The organism is Brevibacillus sp. WF146, assembly GCF_001673705.2.
In the GTDB taxonomy this organism is placed as follows: Bacteria; Bacillota; Bacilli; order Brevibacillales; family Brevibacillaceae; genus Brevibacillus; species Brevibacillus thermoruber.
Genome location: NZ_CP109943.1, coordinates 3,796,740 through 3,821,502 on the forward strand (window position 1 = coordinate 3,796,740; position 24,763 = coordinate 3,821,502).

Sequence of the window (24,763 nt, forward strand, 5' to 3'; positions counted from 1 at the left end):
CCTCCTACTTCGTCGCGTGCCGTACGCGGTCGTGATGGTGGTCGTGGTTGTGATCGTGACTGTGATCGTGGCCGTGACTGTGATCGTGGCTGTGATCGTGTGCGTGGTGATGCCCGTGGTGATGATGCCCGTGGCCATGATCGTGGTCGTGATGATGGTGGTGATGGCCGATGTGCTCCATCGCCGCCAGCCTGTACTGACAGGTGTCGCAGTTCAGCTTTACTTCGCCGTGCAGCGCCTCTTCCACCCGCTCTTTCAGCACGGCCTTCAGCAGCGGGTGATAGCCGAAATATTCCGCCAGCGTGAAGCGCGCTTCAGGGTAACGCGCGCGGAACCGCTCCAGTTGGTCGGCCATCCGTTTGATCAGCACGCCGGTAAACAAAAAGTACGGCAGCACCACCACATGGCGCGCCCCCAGCTTGAGACAGCGCTCCACCCCTTCTTCGTACAGGGGAAAGGTGACGCCCATGAAGGCCGTCTCCACCCATTTCGCCCTCCACCGCTCCCAGAACAGGCGGGACATCTTGTAGATGTCGCTGTTGGCGTCCGGGTCGCTGCTGCCCCGGCCGATGATCAGCACGGCCAGGTCTTCGTCATCCGCACCGGAGGCGAAGCCGGCTTCCGCCATGCGCGCCGCCAGAATGTCCAGCACCTGTTCGTGGACGCCGATCGGCCGCCCGTAGATAAACTGCACGTGCGGATGCTTTTCCTTCGCCTCGTCGATGGCCGCCGGAATGTGAATCTTGGCGTGGCCGGCGGAGAACAGGATGATCGGGATGACCGCCACCCGGGTCGCCCCTCGCTTCACGCAGGCGTCCAATCCCTGCAGCACGTCCGGCCGTTCAAACTCCAGAAAACACGTCTCGATAATGGGAACGTCCAGTTCCGGGGCCAGCGAGGCCACAAACTGCCTGACCTCTTCGTTGCCCTCGGGATCCTTGCTCCCGTGGCCGACAAACAACACCGCGTCCATGTCTCGTCCTCCTTTTTCGCTTGCGGGCCCGCTCCGGCCCGGCGGGTGCGCTCAATCCCCGCAGACGGCGTTTTCAATCTTGGGCGCGGCCGGCTCCCGCCAGACAAATCCCTCGATCTCGCCGACGCGCTGGAAAAACTTGTGGAACCGTTCGTTCGGGAAGGCGTCCCGCTTGTAACGAGCCACGATCCGCTCGATCAGCGGCACGATTTCCTCCGGCGCGATGCCCTCCGCCACCGGTATGCCGGCATGGGCGTTGCGCCCCACCGTTTTGGCTCCAAGGAAGAGGTCAAACTTTCCTTTGCGGAAGACGATGCCGATGTCTTCCTTGACCGCGCCGTAGCAGGCCATGCCGCAGCCGTTGAACCCGATCTTCAGCTCCTTGGGCATCTCCTGGCCGCCCAGCTTTTGGTGAATCTCCTCCGCGTAGGCGATCCCGTCCTTTTTCTCCCCGTCGCAGAAGTCGCACGCTTTCACCTGCACCACGTCACCGGTCGGCATCAGCACCAACCCCAGTTGGCGCAGGCGTTCGGTCACCGCGCCGGGATCGGCGGTCGGGACGCGCAAGATGATCTGGTGATGCGGCGTGTATTCGATTTCCCCTTTTTCGCCCGCCAACTCGGCCAGCGCGAGCATCTGTTGGGGGGTAAACTTCTTGTTTGCCACTCCCGGGCTGACCGCGCACTCGAAAATCCATTCGGGCACAAATCCGCTGGGGGGACTGCCAGCCTGCAGAGCAGCCGTCTCTGGTCCTTTGTCCGCATGAAGCGCGGCGAGCGCCTGCATCGCCCACTCGTACGGCGTCCTGTCGGCGTCAGGCTGCTCCCGCTGTCCGGTCGACGCGTCCAGGACAGCCGCGGCGGACTCCTCCGAGGCAGGGGATGGCGCTGCATGAACGCCGCCGCTTCCCGCCTGCGCTTCCAGCGACCACGGCTCGTTTTCCACCCGCAGGCGCTGGTGGGGCTTCAGCGCCTGTTCGTCTGTCGTCAGCGTATACTTGCGCTGATAGCCGCGCGGTGTAATCATCAGGCCGTCGTAGACAAAGGTGGAGGAGTTGCCGATGATCACCGTCGTCAGCATGCCGATGTCGTGCTCCAGCATGTTGGCCAGCGTGGTCAGCTCGATCCGCTCCCGCTCCCGATAGGCGCTTTTGACGATGCCGACCGGGGTGTCGGGCGAGCGGTACTGGAGCAGGATACGCTGCGCCTCCACGATTTGACGCGTCCGCCGTCCGCTGCGCGGGTTGTACAGGGCGATGACGAAATCGGCCTGCCCCGCCGCGTCGATCCGCTTGGCGATCAGTTCCCACGGCGTCAGGTGGTCACTCAGGCTGATGGTGCAGGCGTCGTGCATGATCGGCGCCCCCAGCAGGGCCCCGCAGGAGTTGATCGCGGAGATGCCGGGGATCACCTCCACCTCCACGCCGTTCGCTCGCGTCCAGCCCTGTTCCACCAGCACTTCGTAGACCAGCCCGGCCATGCCGTACACGCCCGCGTCGCCGCTGGAGATCACCGCCACCTTTTTGCCCGCTTCCGCCTGCCGGACGGCTTCCCGCGCCCGGCTCACCTCTTCGGTCATGCCGGTGCTGACGATCTCCTGACCGGTCAAGAGGCCGCGGATCAAGTCCACGTAGGTGGTGTACCCGATGATCACGTCACTTTCCTCGATCGCTTCCCGGGCCCGCTTGGTGATGTGGTCGAAACTGCCCGGCCCAAAGCCGATGACAAACAATTTTCCGCTCATGAGGAGCCTCCTTTCCATAACGCGTCCCTATTCGCCCGTACTCACGGATATCCCGAAGGCCGCCGCCATGCAGACGACAAGCCCCAGGACCGACACCAGCTTCATCAGCCGGACCGCCGCGCCGATGTCGTCCGGGCGGAGCGGCCGGAGGGGATTGCCCAGTTTGGCCCGGTTGGACGGCACGCCCTGGTAGTAGTTGAGTCCGCCAAGCTGCACGCCGAGCGCACCCGCCACGCCCGCTTCCGGCAGTCCGCTGTTGGGGCTCATGTGCAGCCGGGCGTCGCGCCGGATCACCGCCCAGCACTGGCGCCAGTCCAGCCGCATCAGCCAGCTTGCGGCGACGAGCAACAGGGCGGTCAGGCGGGCGGGCAGGAAGTTGAGCAGGTCGTCAAACCGCGCCGACGCCCAGCCGAGATTGCGGTACTTCTCGTTCTTGTAGCCGACCATCGAGTCCAGGGTATTGGCCGCCCGGTAGGCCATCGCCAGCGGCGCGCCGCCCAGCGCTGCGTACACCAGCGGAGAGATGATCGCGTCGACGATGTTCTCCGCCACCGTCTCCACCGCCCCCCGGCAAATCTCCGGTTCGTCCAGCCGCTCCGTGTCCCGGCCGACGACCATGGAGAGCGACCGGCGCGCCGCCTCCCGATCACCTGCCCGGAGGTGATGAAAAACTTCCATGCCGGCGTCGGCCAAGCCTTTGGTGGCAATCGTGGCGGAAATCAGCCAGACTTCCAGGGCGGCGGCCAGCCAGGGATGGACCCTTCCCGCCGCGTACAGCAGTGCCCAGGTGACAACAAGGCTGCCGCCTGCGATCAACAGCGGGAACAGCAGGCCGGCCGCTTTCAGGTGCTCTTCCCGCTTGACCAGCGCGCGCAGCAGCCGCTCCAGCCGCAAGATGCACCAGCCCATTCCGACCACCGGATGCGGCAGGCCGCGCGGATCGCCCACCACCCGGTCTATCCAGTACGCCGCGAGCAATATCAATGCCTCGTTCATCTCGTCCCTCTCTTTGTTTCCACTCACGGAAGTTCCGTTCTTTTTCCCGGACGGGAGGCAGGCAAGCTCCAATCTCCCGCATCTCCCGCCTGCCTAGCGCCGCACCGACGTCGTCCAGCGGCGTCCCAGTGTAGACAACGTGACTGCTGGGGGGAGAAGCACGTTTCCGGCATCCGCTCCGTACTCGCCCAGCAAGGAAGCACTGGCTGCACGCTCCGCATCGATTTGCGGGGGATCGCCAAAGCCGTATCGCTGCGCAGTCCATGCAAAGGTGGCGCTCCTTTTTCCCGCAAATCGCTGCTCCGCTCGGTAGGGCTCACAAGTCGCTCTGCCTGGAAACATGCTTCTCCTTCGATTCAATAGGGTTGTCTTCAATCTGCGACGCCGTCCAGCGGCGTCCGTCCCACTCGGCGACGAGGACGGCGCCGTGGCCCACGCCGTCCACCTGCCAGTAGCGGCGGGGATCGTTTTCCACCCAGGCCGCCTGAAACCAGCGGATGACGCCGCCGTGGGTCACCAGGCAGACCGTATCGTCCATGGAGACGGACTTCGTCAGCCGCATCAGCCAGCGATCCACCCGCTCCCCCAACTGGGCCAAGGTCTCCCCGCCGGGCGGAGCGCAGTCGAACGGATTGTCGTACCAGCGGCGGGCGTGCTCGCCGTCCCGGGCCATCAGCTCGTCATAGGTAAGCCGCTCCCACGCGCCAAACGACAGCTCGCGCAGAGCGGGAACGGCCCTGGGCTCCAGTCCCCAGACCGCTGCCAGCCGTTCCGCCGTTTGCCGGCAGCGGAGCAAATCGCTGGTGTACAGCGCCGACGGACGTTCCGAAGCGAGCAGCCGGGCCACCTGCTCCGCCTGCGCGCAGCCGTGCTCGTTCAGCGGCACATCGCTGTGTCCCAGGTAGCGGCCGGCGCGGTTCTCCTCCGTCTGTCCGTGCCTCACCCACATCCATCTCACGGCCACCAGCTCCCAATCAGGATGAGCAGCATCACGGCTTCGGCGCTCTCGATCAGGGCGCCGTAGCAGTCGCCGGTCAAGCCGCCCAGCTTGCGGGCGACGGAGCGGGCAAACAGCAGGCTGGCCGCGAGCGACAGCACGACGGCAGTCACCGCCCGGACGTCGGCGATCCACCAGCCCAACGCCAGCACCAGCAGATAGCCGATACCGATGTGCCAGGGGCGGAGCGCCTCGCCGACGCTTTTGCCGATGCCCTTTTCCCCGGTGACGTACGGCCAGCAGCGGATCGCCAGCAGCACATGCGTGCGGGCGGCGGCGGGCACCAGGAACAGACAGGCGCTGAGACCCGGCCGGTCAAGCTCGGCCAGCGCCGCCGTCTTGACCAGAAGCAGCACGATCGCCGCCAGCACCCCCATCGCGCCGGTCCGGCTGTCTTTCATGATCGCCAGCATCTGTTCCCGCGGCCGGCTGCTGCCCAGACCGTCCGCCAGATCCATCCAGCCGTCCAGATGCAGCCCGCCGGTGATGTAGACCCAGCAGGCCATCGTCAATACGGCAGCGGTCAGCGGCGCAAACGCCCACAAGGCCGCCTGATGCGCCCCCCACAGCACGAAGCCGATCACCAGCCCGACAGCCGGGTACCAGGCGACGCTCTTCTTCCAGGCTTCTTCTGACGGGCGCAGCCAGGGAACAGGGATGCGGGTAAAAAACGACAGGGCATGAAAAAACGCGTTCATCCTTTAATCCTCCAGGGAATGCCGGCCAAGACGGCGTAGACGGTATCGGCCCGTCTGGCGGCCAACTGGTTGACGTCGCCCAGCACGTCGGCAAACCAACGGCCCAGCTTGGTCATCGCGACGCCGCCCAGACCCACCTCGCTGGTCACGGCGATGACGGTCCGGCCGCCGCTGCAGGCGGCATCCAGCCACTGCTCCGCCTCGTCCATGAGCGCCCGCGAGATCGCTTCGTCCCGCCAGGACGCTTCCGGCACGCTCATCAGCCGCGTGCTGATCCACGTCGACAGGCAGTCCAGCAGCACCACCGGATACCTCTCCATTTGGGGAAGGGCAGCGGACAGGGTGCCGTTCGTTTCGGCCAGTCCCCAATCTCGGGGTCGCCGCGCCCGGTGCCGCTCAATCCTTTGCTTCATTTCCTCGTCCCATACCTGGCCGGTGGCCACGTACAAGACGGGGCTTCCCGTCTGTGCGGCCAGTTCTTCGGCGAAGCGGCTCTTTCCCGAGCGGACGCCCCCGGTCACCACGATCAGGCTCAGCGCCGCTCCCTCCTTTCGCTCCACACGTCCCGCAAGGCCGCCAGCAGGCGGTCGTTTTCCTGCCGGGTGCGGACCGCGATGCGAAAATCGCCGGGCGTCAAGCCGGGGTACATGGCGCAGCTGCGAATCAGGATGCCCCGTCTGCCCAGCATCTCCTGCAGTTCCGCCGCCGTCAGTCCAGCCGGACAGCGCACGAGTAGAAAGTTGGCCTCGCCCGGCCAGACGCGCCAGCCCAACTCCTTCCCGATGACGCCGGACAGATAGGAGCGCTCCTCGGCGATCAGCCGCCTGGTATCCGCTGCGTAGGCGGATTCCTCCAGACAGAGCTCCCCGGCCGCAAGCGCCAGACTGTTGACGCTCCAGCTCACCTGCTTTCCCCGCAGCCGTTCGATCAGCGCGGGAACGGCGACGGCGTAGCCGAGGCGCAGCCCGGGGATGGCGAACATCTTCGTCAGCGAGCGCATCACGAGCACGCGCGGAAACCGGGAAAGCCTGTCGGCCAGCGTAAACTGCCGCTCTTCCGCGACAAAGTCGAGAAACGCCTCGTCGACCACCAGATGCGTGTCCGTCTCGGCCGTCCAGCCGGCCATCTGCAGCAGTTCGTCCGGTTCATACAAGAGGCCGGTCGGGTTGTTGGGAGAACCGACAAAGACGAGGTCCGCCCGTTCAAACAGCCGGTACAGTTCCGCCTCGTCCGGTTTGAAGCCGCGTTCTTCCCGGCCCGGGCACGCCAGCACGCGGGCGCCGAACTGCTTGGAAAGTTGGGCATATTCGGAAAAGCAGGGCGTGACGATGCCGACCGTCTTTGGCTGCAGCGCGAAGATCACCAAGGCCATCGCCTCGGCCGCCCCGTTGGTCGGCAGAAGCCACGACGCCGGCAGGTTCAGCTTCGCCGCCAAGGCGCTGCGAAACGACCGGTGCCCCGGATCGGGATAGTGAACCACCTGGGGCAGCGCCTCCCGCAGTCCTTCCAGCACGCGGGCTGGGGGGCCCAGCGGGTTGATGTTGGCGCTGAAATCCACAAATCGCCCGGCTTCCACGCCGAAGCGCTCCGCCGCCGTGACCAGATCGCCGCCGTGGCCGAACACCTCCAGCACGTCCGTCATCAATACTCCACCCCCAGGACGGCGGGGATGCCCTCGTCATAGTAGTGCTTGACCGCTTTCATCTCCGTCACCAGATCGGCGATCGCCGTGATTTCCGGCCGCGCGTCTCGTCCCGTAATCACCAGATGCACGTGGCGCGGCCTGTTCTTGATCGTGTCCAGCACATCGTCCAGCGGCAGCACGTCCGCCACGGGAAAACGCTCAATCGCCAGCGCGTTGTTCAGCTCGTCGAGAATCACCACGTCGTACTGGCCGCCCATTACCTGCTCCTTGGCGTAGCGCCACGCTTCCCGCAGGGCGGCGCGGTGCTCCTCGGGCGTTTTGGTCCAGGTAAAGCCGACGCCTTTCTGCACCATCTCGATTCCCAGCCGGTCAAACACGATCTTTTCCCCGTAGGTGCGCTCCGGCGACTTGATAAACTGAACCACCAAGACGCGCTTGCCGCGCCCGGTCGCCCGTACGGCCAGCCCGAGTGCCGCCGTCGTCTTCCCTTTGCCGTCCCCGGTGTACACCAGGACCAGTCCCCGCTTGTTGTCCGGTTTGTTCATCGGCCCGTTTCCTCCCCTCTCGCCGGCCAACCAGGGACGCGACGCCAAACGGTCCGCTCCCTGTAGGCCATCGCAAACACCGTTCACATTTTCTTTCCAGAAACAACAAAAAACGCCTTGCTTTCCCTGGAAACCAAAGGAAGCAAAGCGTCGACACGACGTCCACGACAATCCTCACCTTTTCCTTTGACCCGAAGGAAATCAGTGCACACGCAAAACAGGCAGGTCTCCTGGCTTGAGGATCGCCGCTTTCCTTCTCCTTCCCACTCCCGCTGGAGCAGTGGATGGCTGTCGCCGTGAAGGAAAACTCCCCTCTTACAGTGGCGGGACCGCGTTGGATTTTCACCAAACTTCCCTTTTAACTTCACCCACCCGGAAGCGTCCGCGCAGGTGAAGACCTGTTTGCTCCGTATGAAGCTGTCTGTGCCGCACATGACTGGCACTTGTCTCCATCATAACAAAAGTGGCCGTGGATAGGAAGGAAAAAGCGGGGGTTCAATGGGCTGTCTTATTCGCTGCGAGTCGTCGTGCCGTCTGGATTCATGATTTCATCCTCGATGGTTCCATTCACATTGGAGTAAAAATGTAGATCGTGATTCGGGCCTTGAAGGTAAGCGATGGTGTACAGGTACACCCGTTCATCTTTCCAGCCGATGAAGAAAGCGGCTCCTACTTTTCCACTGCGAATTCCTTCTTCATCAATGACATGGTCGGGCACCGAAGGCTGGTAATCCTCCTCTGTGAAAAAGCGGTACAGCCAGAATTCTTCACAGCCGTTTTCGAGATCCCCCTGGTCATCCACGAGAACGTAACGGTCTCCGAACAGTGCGGCGACTTCTTGTTTGGATGAGCCGATTTTTACGTTGTCTTTTATCCTGGCAACGGTTTGCAGCACATCTTCTTCACGAACGGTCTGCCTTTCTGGTGAGGATACGAAGATTCTGTCAAACGAATCAATGGTATAAAAGGTGACCAAGATCGCGGCAATGGCTACGGGAAGAGTTAGGTATAGGTACGTTTTTCTTTGCAAAATGGTTGTCCTCCTTCGTTATTGAATAGAAAATGTAACACTCTCACGCTTTAAGTCATGAGAGTGTTTTTAAGTGGAGTTAATCTAGGATTTACCCAAAATTTTCTTTTCTCTTTCAGGCGACAATGAAGTCTTCATAATCTTATTGATATCTTTTTCTGTTAATTTGAAATATTTTTTAAAGTTTGTCATTGTACGCTCTGACTCCTCAATAGAGTCCATCCATCTAAAAAATTCGTCCTTACCAACGTAATCGATAAGTAAAAAGTCGAAGAAGTATTCCGGATCGTCGAACTTTTCCTCGTGTTGTCCTTGTGTATCTCCCCCAAGATCTATATTTAATAGTGAAGGTCTCTTTTCGGGCCAAAAAACCCAGGGAGAAAACGTATCGTAATCACCCGGATAAGTCATTCCTTTTGCATTTACATCGAAGTGTAAATGGTAACCAGTGGCTCCACTTTTACCAGAGGTAGCAATTGTTGTACCTTTGCTTACTGTTTTATTAGTTGTAAACTTTAACGTTCCGGGCTCCAAATGCAAGTATCTTGTAATTAGGTTTTTTCCGGTATCCGGATCAATATCATTGTGTTTGATCGGTTGAACATACCAATCCATACATCTTTTTCAGCATCAGTTTTCCCTCCCCATAACAACTTTGTTCAAATACCAATATTTACTATATAATATATATTAAGATTTGTTAACTACCATCTTAAAATATTGGAATTATCTAGTGTTTTATTGTGAGAAGATAAACACTTTCACAAGCGCTGGAACAGTACTCGGTAATGACAAGTATGATAACGATGCAGCTAGCCCAACCCCTGCTGCCATCATTCCGGGAAGAAAAATCGTGAGGATTTGTGCCGCAGCAGGATGTGTGCCCATTGATCCTTGCTGAAAGAATCCGTTTACTGTATCTCTATGATTCGTTACGATAGCTGCAAAACCATTCAAACACACAGCACGGAGGTGACCCGTATGACATACCCCCCGATTCCGCACGAGCCGCGCAGCGATTCCGCACCGCTTCCGCCTCTGCGGGAATGCGGCGATCCCTTGGTTCCCCTCTCGACGCTCTCGCCCAGGATCTCCGTCTACCCCGCCTACTACCATCAAGGCTATCAGGGTGCCCTCCCGGAAGCGTACCTGCGCGAAGGGGCGGCGCTGCGGTTGGCCCAAGCGGCCGGGCGGCTTCCCGACGGCTATCGGCTGGTGGTGCTGGACGGATGGCGTTCCCATCGGGTGCAGGCTTCGCTGTACGAGCGGTTCAAGCAGTCGCTGATCGACCAGGGCTGGCAGGAAGGGGAGGCGCTGGCCCGCGAATTGGACAAGTACGTCGCCTCTCCCACCGTCGACGTGCACAAGCCCGCCCCTCACCTGTCCGGCGGAGCCGTCGACCTGACGATTGCGGGGCCGGACGGCTGGTTGGACATGGGCACGGCGTTTGACGACTTCAGCGAGCGGGCAGCGACCCGCTACTTTGAACGCATGCGCGACCCGGACGAGACCGAGCGGCGCATCCGCGACAACCGCCGCCTCTTGTACCATCTGATGACGGAAGCAGGGTTCGTCAACTATCCCCAGGAGTGGTGGCACTACGAGTACGGCACCCTGAACTGGGCGAGACAGACGAACGGACAAGCCATCTACGGCGGACTTGTGGACTTGTTCCAACGAAAAGTTCAATGATGCGAATGTCTCCTGGCCGAATTTGAGCCGGGCGAGATGCTTCCCACACGCAAAAAACAGCCCTTTGTGCCGCCGGTGTTCCATCCGGTGCACGCGGGCTGTTTTTTGCTTGCATTCGCTGTTCGTCTCTGCCGCTTCCCTCAGCCTCTCAGCCGGTTTACCCAGAAACCGCCTTTCAGGTGCTTCGGCTCAAACGAGATGACAAACGCTTTCGGCGCCAGGTTGTTGATCAGCATCCACAGCTTTTGCTCGTTGCTTCGCTTGGTCAGCACCTGCATGACCAGCCGTTTGCCGTCTCTGCCATCCGCCACCCAGGAGGTGACGCCAAAGCCGTGTTCTCTCATCTTTGCCGGCAGGTCAAGCTCCGGCGAATCGACGACCACCTGCAGGGTGACATACCCCAGTGCCAGGTACTCCTCGATCCGGCATCCCAGATAGACCCCCATTCCCCATCCGATGCAGTACGCGGCCAGATTGAGCGGGTTGTCCAGATTGTCCAGGACGATCGCCAACCCTTTCAAGTAGACGAATACCTCCACCATCGACAGCAGGGAGGCCAACAGCCGGTACCCTTTGATCACCAGGATCATGCGCAGCGTAAAAAACGACACGTAGAGGATGTTGATGCCGACAATGATGAGAATGATCTCGTATCCCACTGGTTAGCCCTCCAGCCCGTTTTCGGGCGTCTTCTCTAAACGGCTTCGATTATAATACGTCCGGGACCGGGTGTAAATTGCCCTCGCCGGCCCCAATAAAAAGAACCACGTCCACCCCCCGACTATTCGGGATGATTGAACGGGTTCCACGGTACAGTTCCCGACCCTGCCGCCCGGCTCCTACTGCTCCCGGCGCAGCCTCGCGTCAAACACGAACGGGCCGAACGGCAAAAGCGACGCGACAAACGCGCCCAGCACCCGCAGGAACGACCAGCGGTGCACACTCGCGGCGTGTACAACGGCGATCAGATACAGCACAAAAAACAGGCCGTGAAGCGCGCCCACGATCGTGACGGCCAACGGATAATGAAAGAAGTACTTCAGCGGCATGGCAATCCCGAGCAGCACGAGAAACGAGATGCCTTCCGCATACCCGACGGCGCGCAGGCGCCCGATAGGCGTATGAAACACGTGACCACCTCCATTGCTGAAAACCAATCACTAGCAGAATGATAAACGAAACCGTTGGAAAACGTTGAACATCCAGATTCGTTCCACATACGTTCATACTTGCCCGGCAGGCGAACGAAAGCCCCGTCAGCAGCCGATGCCCCCGCTCCTGCATCAACTGCCGCATGTCAGGGGGCTTCTTCCCGTCCGTCAGCAGACCGATGAATGATCAGCCCCACGCGTATGACCGCCGCTTTCGGCTACACCCGTTCCCGCTCCGCTGTTTTTGGACGCACCTGTGCAGCGGGAATTTTCACCCGTTCGCCGCCCATCAGGAGGATTCCCACGACCGCCAGACAGGCCGGGATCAGCGCCCACATGAACGTCTGGGCAATCGACGAGGAGAGGACCGCGGTAATCTGCTCCAGGACAGGTGCCGGAATGGACGCCCGGGTTTCCGGAGTCAGCACCGCCCGCGGATCGACCAGCGCCCCTGCCGGAACGCCGCTGCCTTCCCCGGCGAACACCTCTTCCATGCCGCTCTGGAACAGGTTGCGCTGCACGATCCCAAACACGCTCACGCCCAGCGTCATGCCCAGCGAGCGGAAAAACGAGTTGGTCGAACTGGCTGAGCCCCGCTGACGCATGTCGAAGTTGTGGATCGCAGCCATGCCCAGCACCGAGAAGGAAAAGCCGACGCCAAAACCGGTGAGGACCATGTAGACGGTCACCAGACCGCGCGAGACCTCGGGCGTCAGCGTCCCCAACAAAAACATGCCGGGCAGGAAAAAGGCGGCGGACAGCAGCATGATGTTGCGGAAGCTGGTCTTCGTTGTCAGCATCCCGCCCGTTTGGCTGCCGAGAACCGACCCGAGCATCATCGGGGTGAGCAGAAGACCCGAGTTGGACGCCGAGCCGCCAAACACCCCCTGGATAAAAATCGGGATGTAGACGGTCGTGATGATGAAGGACGCCCCGTACAGGAGGGACACCACATTGCTCGCGGCAAACAGCCGCTGCTTAAACATGGAAAACGAAATGATCGGCTCGGCCGCCCGTTTTTCCACGTACAAAAACACGGCGAACAGCGCGGCAAAGGCAGCAAACAGGCCGAGAATCACCGCGGAGTCCCAGGCGAACTGATTGCCGCCCAGCTCCAGTGCGAACATCAGGCTGACCACGGCCCCTACCAGCGTGATCGCGCCCCACCAGTCAATGCTCTGCTTGCGGTGTTCCAGCGACTCCTTGTAGTACGCGGAGATGAACCAGAGCGACAGGAGACCGATCGGCACGTTGATGTAAAAGACCCAGTGCCAGCCGAAGTACTCGGTGATGTAGGCGCCGAGCAGGGGACCGACGACGCTGGACGTGCCGAACACCGCCCCGAACAGGCCGGTCATTTTCCCCCGCTTCTCCGGCGGAAAGACGTCAAAAATGATCGTGAAGGCAATCGGCATCAGCGCCCCGCCGCCAATCCCCTGGATGGCCCGATAGATGCTCAGCTCGACGATGCTGCCGGCCGTCCCGCAGAGGATGGACCCGAGCAAAAACAGTACCAGCCCGAACACGTAAAAGCGTTTGCGGCCGTACATGTCGGACAGTTTGCCGAAGATCGGCATCCCCGCCATCGTGGCCACCATGTACGCCGAGGTGACCCAGACAAACTTGTCCAGACCGCCCAACTGGCCGACGATCGTTCCCATCGCAGTGGCGACGATGGTGTTGTCCATGGACGCCATCAAGAGACCGAGCAGGAGCCCGGCCACCACAACATTCACGTTACTTTCCTTGGCGATCACGCCGATCTCCTCCTCGTTCGTTTTCACTATGAACATGATTATAGCCAATTCGGGCTGCAAAGAAAAAACCCTTCCCTCCCAACTATACGGAGAGAAGGGCACAAGAATTTCATCCTGTTTCAGCTTTTCAGCACGTCGTGGTCGACGTAGCGCTCGCCGTTCAGCTCGCTGATGACGTTGATCGCCACCCTGGCCCCGTCGCCGGCGGTGATGATCGTATGAACGCTGACACCGGCGCACGTTCCGGCCGCCCAGATGCCCTCCACACTGGTTTTGCCGTCCCGGTCGACGTCGATCACCGTCTTGATCCGCGGCTCGGTGCCGGGCTTGGTCGCCACGCCGATCTTTTCCGCCAGATCGACCAAGACGCCGGTAGCGAGGATCACGTGTCTGGCTTCAAACGTGCCTGCGCCGTCCGTCTCCACGGTAAAGCCCTGCTCCGTTTTGACGATGTTGGTCACCTGGCCAGCCACCAGCTCGGCGCCAAATTTTTCCGCCTGCTTTTTCCCCGTCTCCACCAGGTCAGGGCCGGTGATCTCCATCACGCCGTAGTGATTTTCCACCCAGGCCCGTTTGGTGATGCTCTTGTCATTGTCGATCAGCAGCGTTTTTTTGCCCGCCTTCGCCGTAAACAGCGCCGCGCTGGCCCCTGCCGGTCCTGCACCGATAATCGCGATCTCGTACATTCAGACAAGCCCCTTTCCAGTTTTTATGATTGTCAACTTAATTATAAACTAAGTTTTGAAAAAAGAAAAACCACCGGGGCACATTGGCGGCACCATCCCCCTACACTCCCCGTGCTTCCATGCACGGCCTGCCTTCCGCTGCCGGTATTGTCCGGCTGTGAGGGGGCGCTGTTCCGGCCGCCCGTACAAAAAAACCTCTTGAGCCCGATTGGCCCAAGAGGTTTTTGCCTTGCTTTGCTTTGTCTGTCCGCCTTACTGCACCATGGAGTTGAAGCTCATGACCCAAATGGAGCCGGCGACGATCGTCAAAAGGATCACCGCGCCCAGGATCAGCGCCTGCACATTGTAGCGGGGTTTCTCCCCTTCGCGGATGTGCATGAAGAAGAACAACTGCACGAACAACTGCAGAACGGCCATCGCCATGATCGCGACAACCAGCGCAGTGCCGCTCAGCACCTTGTTCATGACCAGCACCAGCGGGATGATGGTCAGCACGATCGACAGGACAAACCCGATGACGTACGACTTGAGGGAGCCGTGCCCCTCCCCGTGACCATGACTGTCGTGTTGCATCATCTTACATCACCCCCATGAGATAGACGACCGTGAAGAGGAAGATCCAGACGACGTCGAGGAAGTGCCAGTACAGGCCCAGATTGGTGATTTTGCGCTTGGTGACCGCCGTGATGCCGTGTTTGCCCAACTGGATCATCAGCGCGGCCATCCAGAACAGGCCGAGCGTCACGTGCAGACCGTGCGTTCCCACCAGCACGTAGAACGCGGACCAGTACGCGCTGGTGTAAATGGCGGCGCCTTCCGCGACCAGATGGGAAAACTCGGTCACTTCCAGCACGACAAACGCCAGACCCAGGACGGCGGTTATCGCCAGCCAGCCGATCACCTGTTTCACTTTTCCCTTGTGCATGGCCAGCATCGCCAACCCGCTGGTGAAGCTGCTGGTCAGCAGGATGAACGTGGAGGCGATCACGCCCGGCAGTTGGAACATCTCTTTACCGGTCGGCCCTCCCGCGTAGCTGTGCATCAATACGGCATAGGTGGCAAACAGCGTGCCGAACAGAATGCAGTCCGTAACCAGGAAGATCCAGAACCCGAGGACCTTGAGAGATTCGTGGTCCTCGTGTCCGTGATCGTGGTCATGATGTGCCATCGTTTGTTGCATTATACAGCCCTCCCCAGAGAGGCCTCCGTCCGTCTCACTTCGTCCACAGGGATGTAGTAGTCCGTGTCATACTGGAACGAACGCACCAGCATCGAGATGCCGACGCCTGCCAGACCGATCACGATCCACCAGGTCCAGCCCCACACGAACCCAAATCCGGCAATGAACCAGAAGAAAGACATGATAAACGGAATGCCCGAGTTTTTCGGCATGTGAATCGGCTCCAGCTTGGCCGGCGCTTCGTTTGCCGTGCCGTTTGCCCTCGCCTGCTTGGTCGCCCACCAGTCGTCCGCCTCTTTTACCTGCGGAATGACGGCGAAGTTGTACACCGGAGCCGGAGACGGAATCGACCACTCCAGCGTGCGTCCGTTCCACGGGTCGCCCGTGGTGTCGCGCTCGCCGTGTTTGATGCTGTAGGCGATCTGCCATACCTGGAAGACGAAGCCGAGCCCCATCATGAACGCGCCGACAGTGGAAACCAGGTTGAGCGGTGCCCAGCCCAGGTCCCATCCGTACGTGTAGAGGCGTCGGGTCATGCCCATGAAGCCGAGCGCGTACTGCGGCATGAAGCAGACGTAGAAGCCGATGTTCCAGAGCCAGAAGCCCCATTTGCCCAGGCGCTCATCCAGCTTGAAGCCGAACATTTTCGGCCACCAGTAGTAAATCCCTGCGAGGTATCCGAATACGACCCCGCCGATCAGCACTTGGTGGAAGTGCGCGATCAGGAAGTAGCTGTTGTGGTACTGGTAGTCCGCCGGAGCGACAGCCAGCATCACGCCGGTCGCCCCCCCGATCACGAAGCACGGAATGAACGCGATCGTCCAAAGCATCGGCTGTTTCAACTGAATCCGTCCGCGGAACATCGTGAACAGCCAGTTGAACACCTTCACCCCGGTCGGAATGGCGATGGCCATCGTACTGATCGCGAAGAACGAGTTGACGTCCGCCCCCGCGCCCATGGTGAAGAAGTGGTGCGCCCAGGTAAAGAAGGACAGCACACTGATGATGATCATCGCAAAGACCATCGACTTGTAACCGAAAATCTGTTTCTTGGAGAACGTAGCCACGATCTCAGAGAAGATACCGAAGGCCGGCAGCACCACGATATACACTTCCGGGTGGCCCCACATCCAGATCAGGTTGACGTACATCATCGGGTTCCCGCCGCCGTCCATCGTAAAGATATGGGCGCCGAGGTAACGGTCGATGAAGAGCAGCGCCAGCGTCACGGTCAGGATCGGGAACGCGTAGATGATCGTGATGCAGCTGGACAGAACCGACCAGGAGAACAGCGGCATCTTCATCAGCGACATGCCCGGTGCACGCATTTTCAGGATGGTCACCAGGAAGTTGATCCCGGTGGCCAAACTACCGATACCGGAGATCTGAATCCCCCAGATGTAGAAGTCCTGTCCGACGCCCGGACTGAACATTTTTTCCGACAGCGGCGGATACGCGAGCCAGCCGGACTCCGCGGAACCCCCGATCACAAAGGACAGGTTGAACAGCATCGCACCGAAGAAGAACAGCCAGAAGCTGAGTGCGTTCAAAAACGGATACGCGACGTCGCGCGCGCCGATCTGCAGCGGCACGACGATGTTGAACAGCGCGAACATCATCGGCATCGCCATGAACAAAATCATGATCGTGCCGTGTGTCGTAAAGATCGCGTTGTAGTGCTCGGAGTGCAGAAACTCCACATTGGGCAGCGCCAGCTGCAGACGCATCAGCAGCGCGTCCACGCCGCCGCGGAACAGCATCAAGAGCGAGCAGATCAGGTACATGATCCCGATCTTCTTGTGGTCGACGGTCGTCAGCCATTCGCGCCACAGCCAGCCCCATTTTTTGTACTTGGTCAGGACAAACACGATGGCCAGCATGGTCAGCACAATAGCCACATCCGCCCCGTAAATCAACGGGTCACCGGTGACAAAAAACGTGGATGCAAAAGACTTGATGTCCTCCCACATACGGTGATCCTCCTCCCTTTCCGTTTATGCGTTAATGGTTCGTTCCGGACATGTCGTGCTGGTGGGAAGCTTGGGCGTCATTTCCGCCGTGGCTGCCGTGCTGTCCGGCATCCTGCTGTCCACCGCCTTGATGTCCTTCGTCGTGTTGGTCGTCGTTGTTTTTCAGATTGTTCTTGTAGTGGTTCATGCCGCCCGGATGATTGCCGTGCGCATGGCCGTATTTCTTCACGATTTCCTCAAACAGCCCCGGCGGGAAAGACGAATACGTCAAGCGGTCGGACAGACCCGGCTTCACCAGGTTTTCGTAGTCCTGTCTGGTCATGCCCGGCGCAGTGTTTTTCACCTGCTGCACCCACTTGTCAAACTCCTCCTGCGGTTCGGCAATCACCTTGAACTGCATGTGGGCGAAGCCTTTCCCCGTAAAGTTGGCCCCTGTACCGAAGTACTCGCCCGGCTCATCCGCCTGCAGCCACAATCCCATCGCCATGCCCGGCATCGTATAGGTCTGGCCGGCCAACTGCGGTACCCAGAACGAGTTCATCGGCGCCTCGGCGGTCAGCTCAAATTGAACGGGAACGCCCACCGGAATATGCACATAGTTGACTGTTGCGATGTTTTGTTCAGGATAAGTAAACATCCATTTCCAATCGAGCGACGTCACCTGTACCGTGATCGGCTTCACTTCTTTATTGGGAGGCTCGACCAGCGCGTAGGTGTCGCGCACCGTAAAATAGCCAAGAATGGCAATAATGACGACGGGAATCCCCCACCAGATGACCTCCAGGGTGGTGTTGTGCGCCCATTCCGGTTGGTACGGCGCCTTGTTCCCCGGTTTGTCCCGATAGCGCCACACGATGTAGAACGTAATCGCCAACACCGGCAGGATCACGATCGAGACCAAAATCACGGAGATAATGATCAGATTGTACTGCGTTTCAGCAACGGGCCCCTTCGGATTGAGGACCATGTATTCGCTCCCGCATCCGCTCAACAGGACGCTGGCCAATACCGCCATGATCCAAAACTGGACCCGTCCGAGCCACTTTCTAGCTCCCATTTCTTCCTACCCCTCCTCCGTTCCAACAGAAAGGAAACAACCGTTCACATTCAGTCTTAGTAAACATGTTTTTTGCTCTCATATCGTATCAAAAGCGCATTTGTTTTGTACCTTTGTTTACACACCGTTCAAGAATTTGCCCTTTTTTCGTGACAAAGTGTTCACTAATACTTCACGATTTGATCAAAACTTTGTTACCGATCCCCTGTTTTTCTAATTAGCAGCCAATACAGGTGGTTTTTTCAAGCAGACTGCCTGCCCTCTCTCCCGGCAGCCATCGGCGGGAAGCCCCGGCGCGTCGCGCGCGAAACGGCACGGTCAGGCCGCATGCACAAAAAAAAGACCTCTCAAGATCGCTCGTCTTGAGAGGTCATCCACCCAGTTTCTTCATCTTATTATGTGTCTGATCATGGAATGTCGCCATCTGTCCTACGATTCGGTGTGAAGCAGCCGGAACACCGTGCTCAGCAAAAAGATGTTCATGCCTCCGATCAAAAATCCAATCGCCGCCATCAGTCCAAAATTCTCCGCGCGGAAATCGCTTACATTGATCACCAGCAGAACAGCACCGATGATCGTTGCCGCCCACGCAAGCCACTTCAAGGTTGCCGCTGCTTTGATACCATTGTTCATTTGGTTCATGGCACCCAACCCCTGTCCGTTATCGATTGGTTCATGGCTCTATTGTAACACATTTTTCACATTTTGTTCACGTTTTGTTCAATTTTTTCTCAAAAAATTGTCGTTTTTTCCGGAAGGATGGGGTCGCTTTCCAGTTCCGCGGGCGCGCTGGGTTTATTCTCAGGCCAGGATCCATGCAATACAAAAGCTGTTCCTCTTCTTCAAAGGAACAGCTTCTGCCATCCCATCACGTTTCCCTTACAAAAACCTCCGATGCACCTTTTTCCCGTCGTAGGTAAACTGCACCGCCCGCTCCTCGATCACCGTCTCCAGGTGGACGTTTTTGCCCCAGAGCTGGTACACGTACGGGAGCGTCTTTTCCACGTACTTGACGTCCAGCTCCAGTCCTTCGTAGTAGTGCTTCAGGTACAGCTCGCCTGCCCGCAGGTAGTCGCCGTCGTGGACCATGACGTACGGGAAGCCGCCGTTGACGCGCGTCGCGGCCAGGCCGTCCCGCACCTGCTCCCAGGATTTTTCCGTCACCACCCAGTCGCTGCCCTGCTTGCCGAACAGGTACAAATCCAGCTTGTCGACCAGTTCCTTGGTCAAATAATTGCGCAGAAAGCTGATGTCCGACTCCATCTCGCGCACCTCGAAAATCTTCGCCCGCCCCTGGCCCGGCGTGCGCCCGAAACGCTCCTGCTCTTCCTTGGTCGGATTGTCCCAGCGCGCCTCGATATCCTCAAAGATTTTCAGCCCGAGATGGTACGGGTTGATGCTGGTCGGCGACGGCTGGATCACCGAGGCGTGCAGCTTGGCAAAGTCGATCGTCTCCGCTTCCGTCAGGTCCAGTTCCCGCAGGATGCGCATGTGCCAGTAGGTGGCCCAGCCTTCGTTCATGATCTTCGTCTCCAACTGCGGCCAGAAGTAGAGCATCTCGTCGCGGATGATCGTTATGACGTCCCGCTGCCAGTCCTCCAGAATGGTGCTGTACTCCATGATGAACAACAGCAGGTCTTTCTCCGGTTCGGGCGGGAACTTGCGGATCGGCTTGCCCGGATCGGCTGGCTTTTCTTCTGTGCGTTCCAGCCGCCACAGATCGTCGTACGGCGTGGACCGCTCCGTTTTGCCCGGTTTGCCGGTCGTCTCCTCCACCTCCCGCTTCCAGCGCAGTTTCGGCCGCAGCAGGCTGGGATCGATGTGCTCCTGAATGGCCAGGCAGGCGTCCAAAAACGACTCCACTGCCTCCTTGCCGTGCTCGATCTCGTACTGCCGGATGCGCTCCGAGCTGGCCGCCATGCTCTCCACCATGTCGCGGTTGGTGTTGGAGAACCGCACGTTGTTTTTGAAAAAGTCGCAGTGGGCCAAGACGTGGGCGACGATCAGCTTGTTCTGGATCAGCGTGTTGCCGTCCAACAGAAAGGCGTAGCACGGGTTGGAGTTGATCACCAGCTCGTAGATTTTGCTCAGATTGAGGTCGTACTGCAGTTTCATCCTGTAAAAGGACTTTCCAAAGCTCCAGTGCGAGAAGCGCGTCGGCATGCCGTACGCGCCAAACGTGTAGATGATGTCCGCCGGGCAAATCTCGTAGCGCATCGGGTAAAAGTCAAGGCCGAAGCCTTTGGCGATTTCCGTGATTTCTTCAATCGAGCGCTCCAGTTCCTTGCGTTCGTCGTTGGTCATGTCGCTTCCCCCCATTTTCTTCTCCCTCCTCTATGTATATGGGGGCATCCGGCATGAGAGCACCCGACAAAACGACGAAGTGAATCCGGACCAAAACAAAGACGCCCCTTTCTGCAGGGACGCCTTTGCCTCTGTCGGCACCGATTCGGTTGTTACTTCTGGAGCCAGTCGCGTACGCCAAAATAGATGAGTGCGCCCGAGAATACCACCATCGCCACGGTGCCAATGCCATCGACGACAGGATCGATTGCGGAGAGGAACGAGCCTTCCAGCGGGATTTTCAAAAAGGACCAACCGCCTACGAGGCCGCCCACAAGCGCCGTCCATTTGCCCATGCTGTTCACCTCCTGCGGCGGCGGCATGCAAGCGCTGCCGCCACGTACTGTATACTATGCCGGAGGTTGTCACGCGGTCTGGACAGGAGGCCAGAAAGCGCGTTCAACAATTTGCAATTGGGCATGGACGCACCGGTTGCGGTACAATAACGCTGTGTATGCATATTGTCACACAAAGGAGCGAATGTTTCGTGCGTATCTTTCTTCTGCTCGGCAGTATCAGCGGCTTTCTCTCCGTCGCCCTGGGCGCGTTTGGTTCCCATGTGCTGAAAGGCAGGCTGAACGACTACCTGCTCGGCGTCTTCCACACCGGGGTTACCTACCAGACGACGCATGCGATGGCGCTGGTGCTGGTCGCCCTGTTATGCAAATGGTTCCCCGATTCGTCTGCCCTGACCTGGGCGGGCTGGTGCTTCGCTGTCGGCACCCTGCTCTTTTCCGGCAGCCTGTACGCCCTCAGCTTCACCAACATCAAAGCGCTCGGGGCGATTACCCCGTTTGGCGGCCTCCTGTTCCTGGCCGGCTGGGCGCTTCTCGCCGTGCACGCCTGGAAATCCGTCTCCTGAGGAGGTTTCCCATGTCGCGGTTACCCGCTTGGGCATATGCCTATCTCCACCGGCTGGGACTGGAACCGCGCCCGGCCGGTTACGCCTATCTCAGCGAGCTGTGCCGCGCCCATCTGCAGGCGTTTCCGTTTGAAAACGTCGGCAAACTGCTGCAGGCCCGGCGTCCGGGGCACAGCGGCCTCCCCTCGCCCGAACAGTTTGTCGCCGACGCCGCCCGCTGCGGGTTCGGCGGCACCTGCTACTCCATCCACGCCAATTTCCTCGCGCTGCTGCGCGCGCTGGACTTTTCCGCCCATCTCGTGCCGGTGGGGGACGCCCATACGGCGGTCATCGTCCGGCTGCCGGAATGGGGCGGAGAGCCGGTCTACGTCGATCTCGGCTCCGCCGCTCCCCTGTATCAGCCGGTCCGTTTTCGCCGCGATCCCGACAACAGCACCCGGTTCGGCCCGGAGGCGGTGCGGATCGCGCCGGATACGGAGCGGCCGGGTCGTTACCGATACCTGCGTTACCGGCGGGAGAAGCTGGTGAGCGATCACTGGCACTTTGACCCGGAGGAGCGGCGGGAACCGGACGATTTCGCCGACGCGATCGCCCGCTCGTTCCTCCCCGGCGCCACCTTTCTCAACTGCCTGCGCATCCATGTGTATCAATGGGACAACGAACGCAGCGTCTCCCTGAAAAACAACACCCTGCTGATCACGCACGCCGACGGCAGCGAGCGCCAGGTGACGCTCGGTTCCGTCCGGGAGCTGGAAGAGGCGGTAGCGGACGAGTTCCGCCTGCCCCTCTTGCCGGTCAGGGAGGCGGTGGAGGCGCTGCGGGCGCGGGGCATCGATCCGTTTGCCCCGGAAACGTAAACACGTCTCGCGGGCTGCTGCCATATGCTGTAGCGTCTACTCCATCCCAAAGGAGCTGAACGTATGGAAAAGCCCCCGTATACGCAGCCGTCGTACTACTACGGCATCCCCGACATGTTCCTGCAGATGGGATACTTTCCGTATTCCGGCCAGACCGCCGGAGAGCAAACGGACATGCGCGTCGACATTCCTCTGGCGACGGCGATGGCGATGCAGGGCAAATACTACCTGGGGCAAACGGAAAAGCTGACTGCGGGCGACGGCGTCCAGGCCTGGGGGGCACTGGTCAATCCCTACCGTTCAGGCGTCCAGGTGTACGTAAACGATTGGTTTCTCACTAACCGGGCTGACCATCCCGTGGAAGTGCACATCTGGCTCGGCAAGGCCAACCAGCTTGGCGGGGCGACCGCTTCCCGGCAGGTATCCCCGGGCAGCATCCAACTGCCCCCCTGCCCCGCCCCGAAAGGGCAAATCTTGTACGCGTCCGCCACGTCCGAGATGCCCCGGGACGGGGTCATCGCCTCCACCCGGATCCTCCCGCCGAGCAGCACCACCGCCGCCGAAAAGAGCGGCCGCTGGATCCTCGGCCCCGGAACGGCCCTGCTGTTCCACATCCCCGCCGAAGTCCCGTCCTCGGAACTGACCGTCTCTTTCGGCTGGTGGGAGCAGCCGGTATACGGATGAACGAAAAAAACCGCTGCCCCAGCGGTTTTTTGGGTTGGTCGGAGCTTAGCGGACCTTCCTGCCGCCAACCTCTCCCCTCTTTACGGCCAGATACAGGGTCACCGCCAGCAGCACCAGATCCAGCTCGTACCCGCTTGCGCCGCCCGCGCCTATCAGGCCGTTTGGCCATTTGACGGTGACGATGGCGCCTGCCATGATCACGGCCAGGAGCAGCGACGCAGGCCGTACCGCCACCCCGATCAGCAGCGCCATCCCCCCCAGCACTTCCGCCAGCATCACCAGATAGGCCAACCACGTCGGGAGGCCGACGCTCCCGAACCACTCCGCCACCGCTCCCATTCCTCTTTGCAGCTTGTACAGGCCGTGGGCGAAAAAAATCATGCCCGTCACCATCCGCAGCACGGCGAAAGCCGTTTTCTCCCGCATCCGACTCCCTCCTCACCACCAGCATATGCCGACGCCCGGACAAACAGCCGCGTGATTTCCTTCTCAGCCAACAAAAAAGCAGTCGGAACGCCCCATCATTTCCGACTGCTTTTGCTTTTGTCCGGCGGCGGCCCCGGGCGGTTTCGACGCGAACCTCCGGGGCCGGTTTTTTCTTACATCAGGGCCATGTAAAGCACCGCCGCCAGCACGATGCGGTAGAGGGCAAACGGAACCAGTTTGATCCGGTCGATCAGCTTCAAAAAGAAGCGGATGAAGAGCAGCGCAAAGACGAACGCGCTGATAAAGCCGACCGCAAAAAACGGCAGGACATCGAGGGTGATGGACTGCCAGTGCTTCATGAGCGAAAGGCAGCTTGCCCCCAGCATGACAGGGACGGCCATGATAAAGGTAAAATCGGACGCGGCGCGGTGGCTCAATCCCAGCAGCACCCCGCCCGAAATCGTCGAACCGGAACGGGAGAAGCCCGGCCACAGCGCGATGCACTGAAACAAGCCGATAAAGAAGGCCTGCTTGTACGTAAGCTGGTCAACCGTCTCCACTTTCGGCCTGCCCGGGCGGAACCAATCAGCGGCCAGCATCAGGAAAGCGCCCGCCACCAACCCGATCAGCACGGTGTTCACCGAAAACAGGTATTTGTCGATGTAGTCCTCGAACAGGAACCCCAATACGGCAGCCGGCAGCAGCCCGACAATCACCTGGGCCAGTTTCAGTTTGGGACCGGGGGCTTGTCCGCCTGCCGTGCGCTTCCGCAGCCCGAGCAGATCGAAAAAGCGCTCTTTAAAGACGATCACCACGGCCAGGATCGATCCGAGCTGAATCACCACCTTGAAGGTGTTGGCCACCTCGGGCGAAAACATCTCCTTGGATTTCAGCCACATATCGTCAACGATAATCATGTGCCCGGTCGAGGAAACGGGCGCGAATTCCGTAAGTCCTTCCACAAGCCCTAATACGAATGCTACGAACATTGACCACAGATCCATTGTACTCACCTTTCTGGAAAAAGAGGCAGCTTGGCGATGCCGCCGTTTTCCTCCTCTCTTGTCTCGCATGAACGCTTGCGCCACGCCCTTCATTTTAACTTACTTTCTCGTGCGCCCCAAGCCTAAATTTTTTCTGCTCCGTTCGTCCCAGCGAGACGCCGGCGGCATGGGTGTCCGCCGTCATCCTGCAAAAAACCCACCCGGCGACCGCTGGATGGGATGAGCCGGATGGGATATCGTCAACCGCATGATGAATGTGCCGAAACCGGATGATCGGTTGATCGCTCGCGCCTCTTTTCATACAGGCGGCGGCCCAGTTCGCTGACGCTTTGCGCCCCGTAGTACGTTCCCCGCATCCGGGGCGGCGCAATCTGGTCGATCTGGGCGTATTCGGCCGGGATGATTAGGATTTCTCCCAGTGTAAACACGATCATTGCCGCAATCACCATCCCGTTCGCCGCGTTTGC

General features: G+C 59.8%; 27 protein-coding genes, 1 pseudogene and 1 riboswitch. Of the genes and pseudogenes, 4 read left to right on the forward strand and 24 right to left on the reverse strand.

Features of this window, described 5'->3' with window-relative positions; genetic code table 11:
- Nucleotides 1-4 precede the first annotated feature (4 nt).
- The 10 genes from A6764_RS18735 to A6764_RS18780 form a co-directional block, all read right to left on the reverse strand.
- The gene (locus tag A6764_RS18735) at nt 5-973 is read right to left on the reverse strand and encodes a sirohydrochlorin chelatase (protein WP_065067882.1); all 969 of its coding nucleotides are present in this window, start codon (nt 971-973) and stop codon (nt 5-7) included.
- Nucleotides 974-1,024: 51 nt separating this feature from the next.
- Nucleotides 1,025-2,716, reverse strand: a complete 1,692-nt coding sequence (cobJ, locus tag A6764_RS18740; RefSeq protein ID WP_035300782.1) for a precorrin-3B C(17)-methyltransferase — start codon at nt 2,714-2,716, stop codon at nt 1,025-1,027.
- A gap of 27 nt (nt 2,717-2,743) precedes the next feature.
- Nucleotides 2,744-3,712: an adenosylcobinamide-phosphate synthase CbiB gene (gene cbiB, locus A6764_RS18745; RefSeq protein ID WP_065067880.1), complete on the reverse strand. Its 969-nt coding sequence runs from the start codon at nt 3,710-3,712 to the stop codon at nt 2,744-2,746.
- Nucleotides 3,713-4,028: 316 nt separating this feature from the next.
- On the reverse strand, nt 4,029-4,661 hold the full coding sequence (locus A6764_RS18750) for a histidine phosphatase family protein (RefSeq protein ID WP_264622509.1): 633 nt from the start codon (nt 4,659-4,661) through the stop codon (nt 4,029-4,031).
- 5 nt (nt 4,662-4,666) lie between these two features.
- Complete coding sequence (cobS, locus tag A6764_RS18755; protein WP_264622326.1) at nt 4,667-5,407, reverse strand: adenosylcobinamide-GDP ribazoletransferase; 741 nt, start codon at nt 5,405-5,407, stop codon at nt 4,667-4,669.
- Nucleotides 5,404-5,967, reverse strand: coding sequence for a bifunctional adenosylcobinamide kinase/adenosylcobinamide-phosphate guanylyltransferase (gene cobU, locus A6764_RS18760; protein WP_255309749.1), 564 nt, complete (start codon nt 5,965-5,967; stop codon nt 5,404-5,406). The genes cobS and cobU overlap by 4 nt, the downstream gene beginning before the upstream one ends.
- Complete coding sequence (cobD, locus tag A6764_RS18765; protein ID WP_065067878.1) at nt 5,940-7,049, reverse strand: threonine-phosphate decarboxylase CobD; 1,110 nt, start codon at nt 7,047-7,049, stop codon at nt 5,940-5,942. Before cobD ends, cobU begins: the two co-directional genes overlap by 28 nt.
- Nucleotides 7,049-7,597, reverse strand: a complete 549-nt coding sequence (gene cobO, locus A6764_RS18770; protein ID WP_029097848.1) for a cob(I)yrinic acid a,c-diamide adenosyltransferase — start codon at nt 7,595-7,597, stop codon at nt 7,049-7,051. Before cobO ends, cobD begins: the two co-directional genes overlap by 1 nt.
- A 202-nt stretch (nt 7,598-7,799) precedes the next feature.
- A riboswitch (cobalamin riboswitch) is annotated at nt 7,800-8,014 on the reverse strand.
- Between the two features lie 91 nt (nt 8,015-8,105).
- Nucleotides 8,106-8,627: a hypothetical protein gene (locus tag A6764_RS18775; RefSeq protein ID WP_065067877.1), complete on the reverse strand. Its 522-nt coding sequence runs from the start codon at nt 8,625-8,627 to the stop codon at nt 8,106-8,108.
- An 84-nt stretch (nt 8,628-8,711) separates the two neighbouring features.
- Nucleotides 8,712-9,242 carry a M23 family metallopeptidase gene (locus A6764_RS18780; protein WP_044898273.1) on the reverse strand — a complete coding sequence of 177 codons (531 nt, stop codon included), beginning with the start codon at nt 9,240-9,242 and terminating at the stop codon, nt 8,712-8,714.
- Between the two features lie 366 nt (nt 9,243-9,608).
- On the opposite strand from A6764_RS18780, the gene A6764_RS18785 reads away from it, so the two are divergent.
- Complete coding sequence (locus A6764_RS18785) at nt 9,609-10,319, forward strand: M15 family metallopeptidase (protein WP_065067876.1); 711 nt, start codon at nt 9,609-9,611, stop codon at nt 10,317-10,319.
- 140 nt (nt 10,320-10,459) lie between these two features.
- Here A6764_RS18785 and A6764_RS18790 read toward each other — a convergent pair whose 3' ends face one another.
- From A6764_RS18790 to A6764_RS18840, 11 genes are all read right to left on the reverse strand, one after another.
- Nucleotides 10,460-10,978, reverse strand: a complete 519-nt coding sequence (locus A6764_RS18790) for a DUF2179 domain-containing protein (protein WP_029097852.1) — start codon at nt 10,976-10,978, stop codon at nt 10,460-10,462.
- A 180-nt stretch (nt 10,979-11,158) separates the two neighbouring features.
- Nucleotides 11,159-11,449 (reverse strand): DUF3817 domain-containing protein, encoded by a 291-nt coding sequence (locus A6764_RS18795; protein WP_044898271.1) that lies wholly within the window; start codon nt 11,447-11,449, stop codon nt 11,159-11,161.
- A gap of 239 nt (nt 11,450-11,688) precedes the next feature.
- Nucleotides 11,689-13,227: an MDR family MFS transporter gene (locus tag A6764_RS18800; RefSeq protein ID WP_035301009.1), complete on the reverse strand. Its 1,539-nt coding sequence runs from the start codon at nt 13,225-13,227 to the stop codon at nt 11,689-11,691.
- Nucleotides 13,228-13,346: 119 nt separating this feature from the next.
- Nucleotides 13,347-13,913, reverse strand: coding sequence for an FAD-dependent oxidoreductase (locus A6764_RS18805; RefSeq protein ID WP_029097855.1), 567 nt, complete (start codon nt 13,911-13,913; stop codon nt 13,347-13,349).
- A 252-nt stretch (nt 13,914-14,165) separates the two neighbouring features.
- Nucleotides 14,166-14,489, reverse strand: coding sequence for a cytochrome o ubiquinol oxidase subunit IV (gene cyoD, locus A6764_RS18810; RefSeq protein ID WP_029097856.1), 324 nt, complete (start codon nt 14,487-14,489; stop codon nt 14,166-14,168).
- 1 nt (nt 14,490) lies between these two features.
- A complete protein-coding gene (gene cyoC, locus A6764_RS18815) occupies nt 14,491-15,093 on the reverse strand; it encodes a cytochrome o ubiquinol oxidase subunit III (RefSeq protein WP_029097857.1) in 603 nt (200 codons plus the stop codon).
- Entirely contained in the window at nt 15,093-17,063 is a 1,971-nt protein-coding gene (locus tag A6764_RS18820) for a cbb3-type cytochrome c oxidase subunit I (protein ID WP_065067875.1), read from the reverse strand. The genes cyoC and A6764_RS18820 overlap by 1 nt, the downstream gene beginning before the upstream one ends.
- Before the next feature lie 31 nt (nt 17,064-17,094).
- Nucleotides 17,095-18,120 (reverse strand): cytochrome c oxidase subunit II, encoded by a 1,026-nt coding sequence (gene coxB / locus A6764_RS18825; RefSeq protein WP_083989885.1) that lies wholly within the window; start codon nt 18,118-18,120, stop codon nt 17,095-17,097.
- 429 nt (nt 18,121-18,549) lie between these two features.
- Nucleotides 18,550-18,762 (reverse strand): hypothetical protein, encoded by a 213-nt coding sequence (locus A6764_RS18830; protein ID WP_231558799.1) that lies wholly within the window; start codon nt 18,760-18,762, stop codon nt 18,550-18,552.
- A gap of 237 nt (nt 18,763-18,999) precedes the next feature.
- Nucleotides 19,000-20,424: a SpoVR family protein gene (locus A6764_RS18835; protein ID WP_065067879.1), complete on the reverse strand. Its 1,425-nt coding sequence runs from the start codon at nt 20,422-20,424 to the stop codon at nt 19,000-19,002.
- A 152-nt stretch (nt 20,425-20,576) separates the two neighbouring features.
- Complete coding sequence (locus tag A6764_RS18840) at nt 20,577-20,759, reverse strand: hypothetical protein (RefSeq protein ID WP_065067874.1); 183 nt, start codon at nt 20,757-20,759, stop codon at nt 20,577-20,579.
- Nucleotides 20,760-20,950: 191 nt separating this feature from the next.
- Here A6764_RS18840 and A6764_RS18845 point away from each other — a divergent pair, with 191 nt between their 5' ends.
- The 3 genes from A6764_RS18845 (at nt 20,951) to A6764_RS18855 (ending at nt 22,866) form a co-directional block, all read left to right on the forward strand.
- The gene (locus tag A6764_RS18845) at nt 20,951-21,325 is read left to right on the forward strand and encodes a DUF423 domain-containing protein (RefSeq protein WP_065067873.1); all 375 of its coding nucleotides are present in this window, start codon (nt 20,951-20,953) and stop codon (nt 21,323-21,325) included.
- Nucleotides 21,326-21,336: 11 nt separating this feature from the next.
- A complete protein-coding gene (locus A6764_RS18850) occupies nt 21,337-22,182 on the forward strand; it encodes an arylamine N-acetyltransferase (protein ID WP_264622327.1) in 846 nt (281 codons plus the stop codon).
- 63 nt (nt 22,183-22,245) lie between these two features.
- On the forward strand, nt 22,246-22,866 hold the full coding sequence (locus A6764_RS18855) for a DUF6143 family protein (RefSeq protein ID WP_065067872.1): 621 nt from the start codon (nt 22,246-22,248) through the stop codon (nt 22,864-22,866).
- A gap of 45 nt (nt 22,867-22,911) precedes the next feature.
- Here the strand turns inward: A6764_RS18855 and A6764_RS18860 are convergent, their stop codons facing one another.
- The 3 genes and pseudogenes from A6764_RS18860 to A6764_RS22470 all read right to left on the reverse strand — a co-directional run.
- Entirely contained in the window at nt 22,912-23,292 is a 381-nt protein-coding gene (locus A6764_RS18860) for a DoxX family protein (protein WP_065067871.1), read from the reverse strand.
- 173 nt (nt 23,293-23,465) lie between these two features.
- Nucleotides 23,466-24,296 (reverse strand): undecaprenyl-diphosphate phosphatase, encoded by an 831-nt coding sequence (locus A6764_RS18865; protein WP_029097866.1) that lies wholly within the window; start codon nt 24,294-24,296, stop codon nt 23,466-23,468.
- Nucleotides 24,297-24,607: 311 nt separating this feature from the next.
- Nucleotides 24,608-24,739, reverse strand: a pseudogene (locus A6764_RS22470) (MFS transporter); the annotation flags it as partial.
- Between the last annotated feature and the right edge of the window lie 24 nt (nt 24,740-24,763).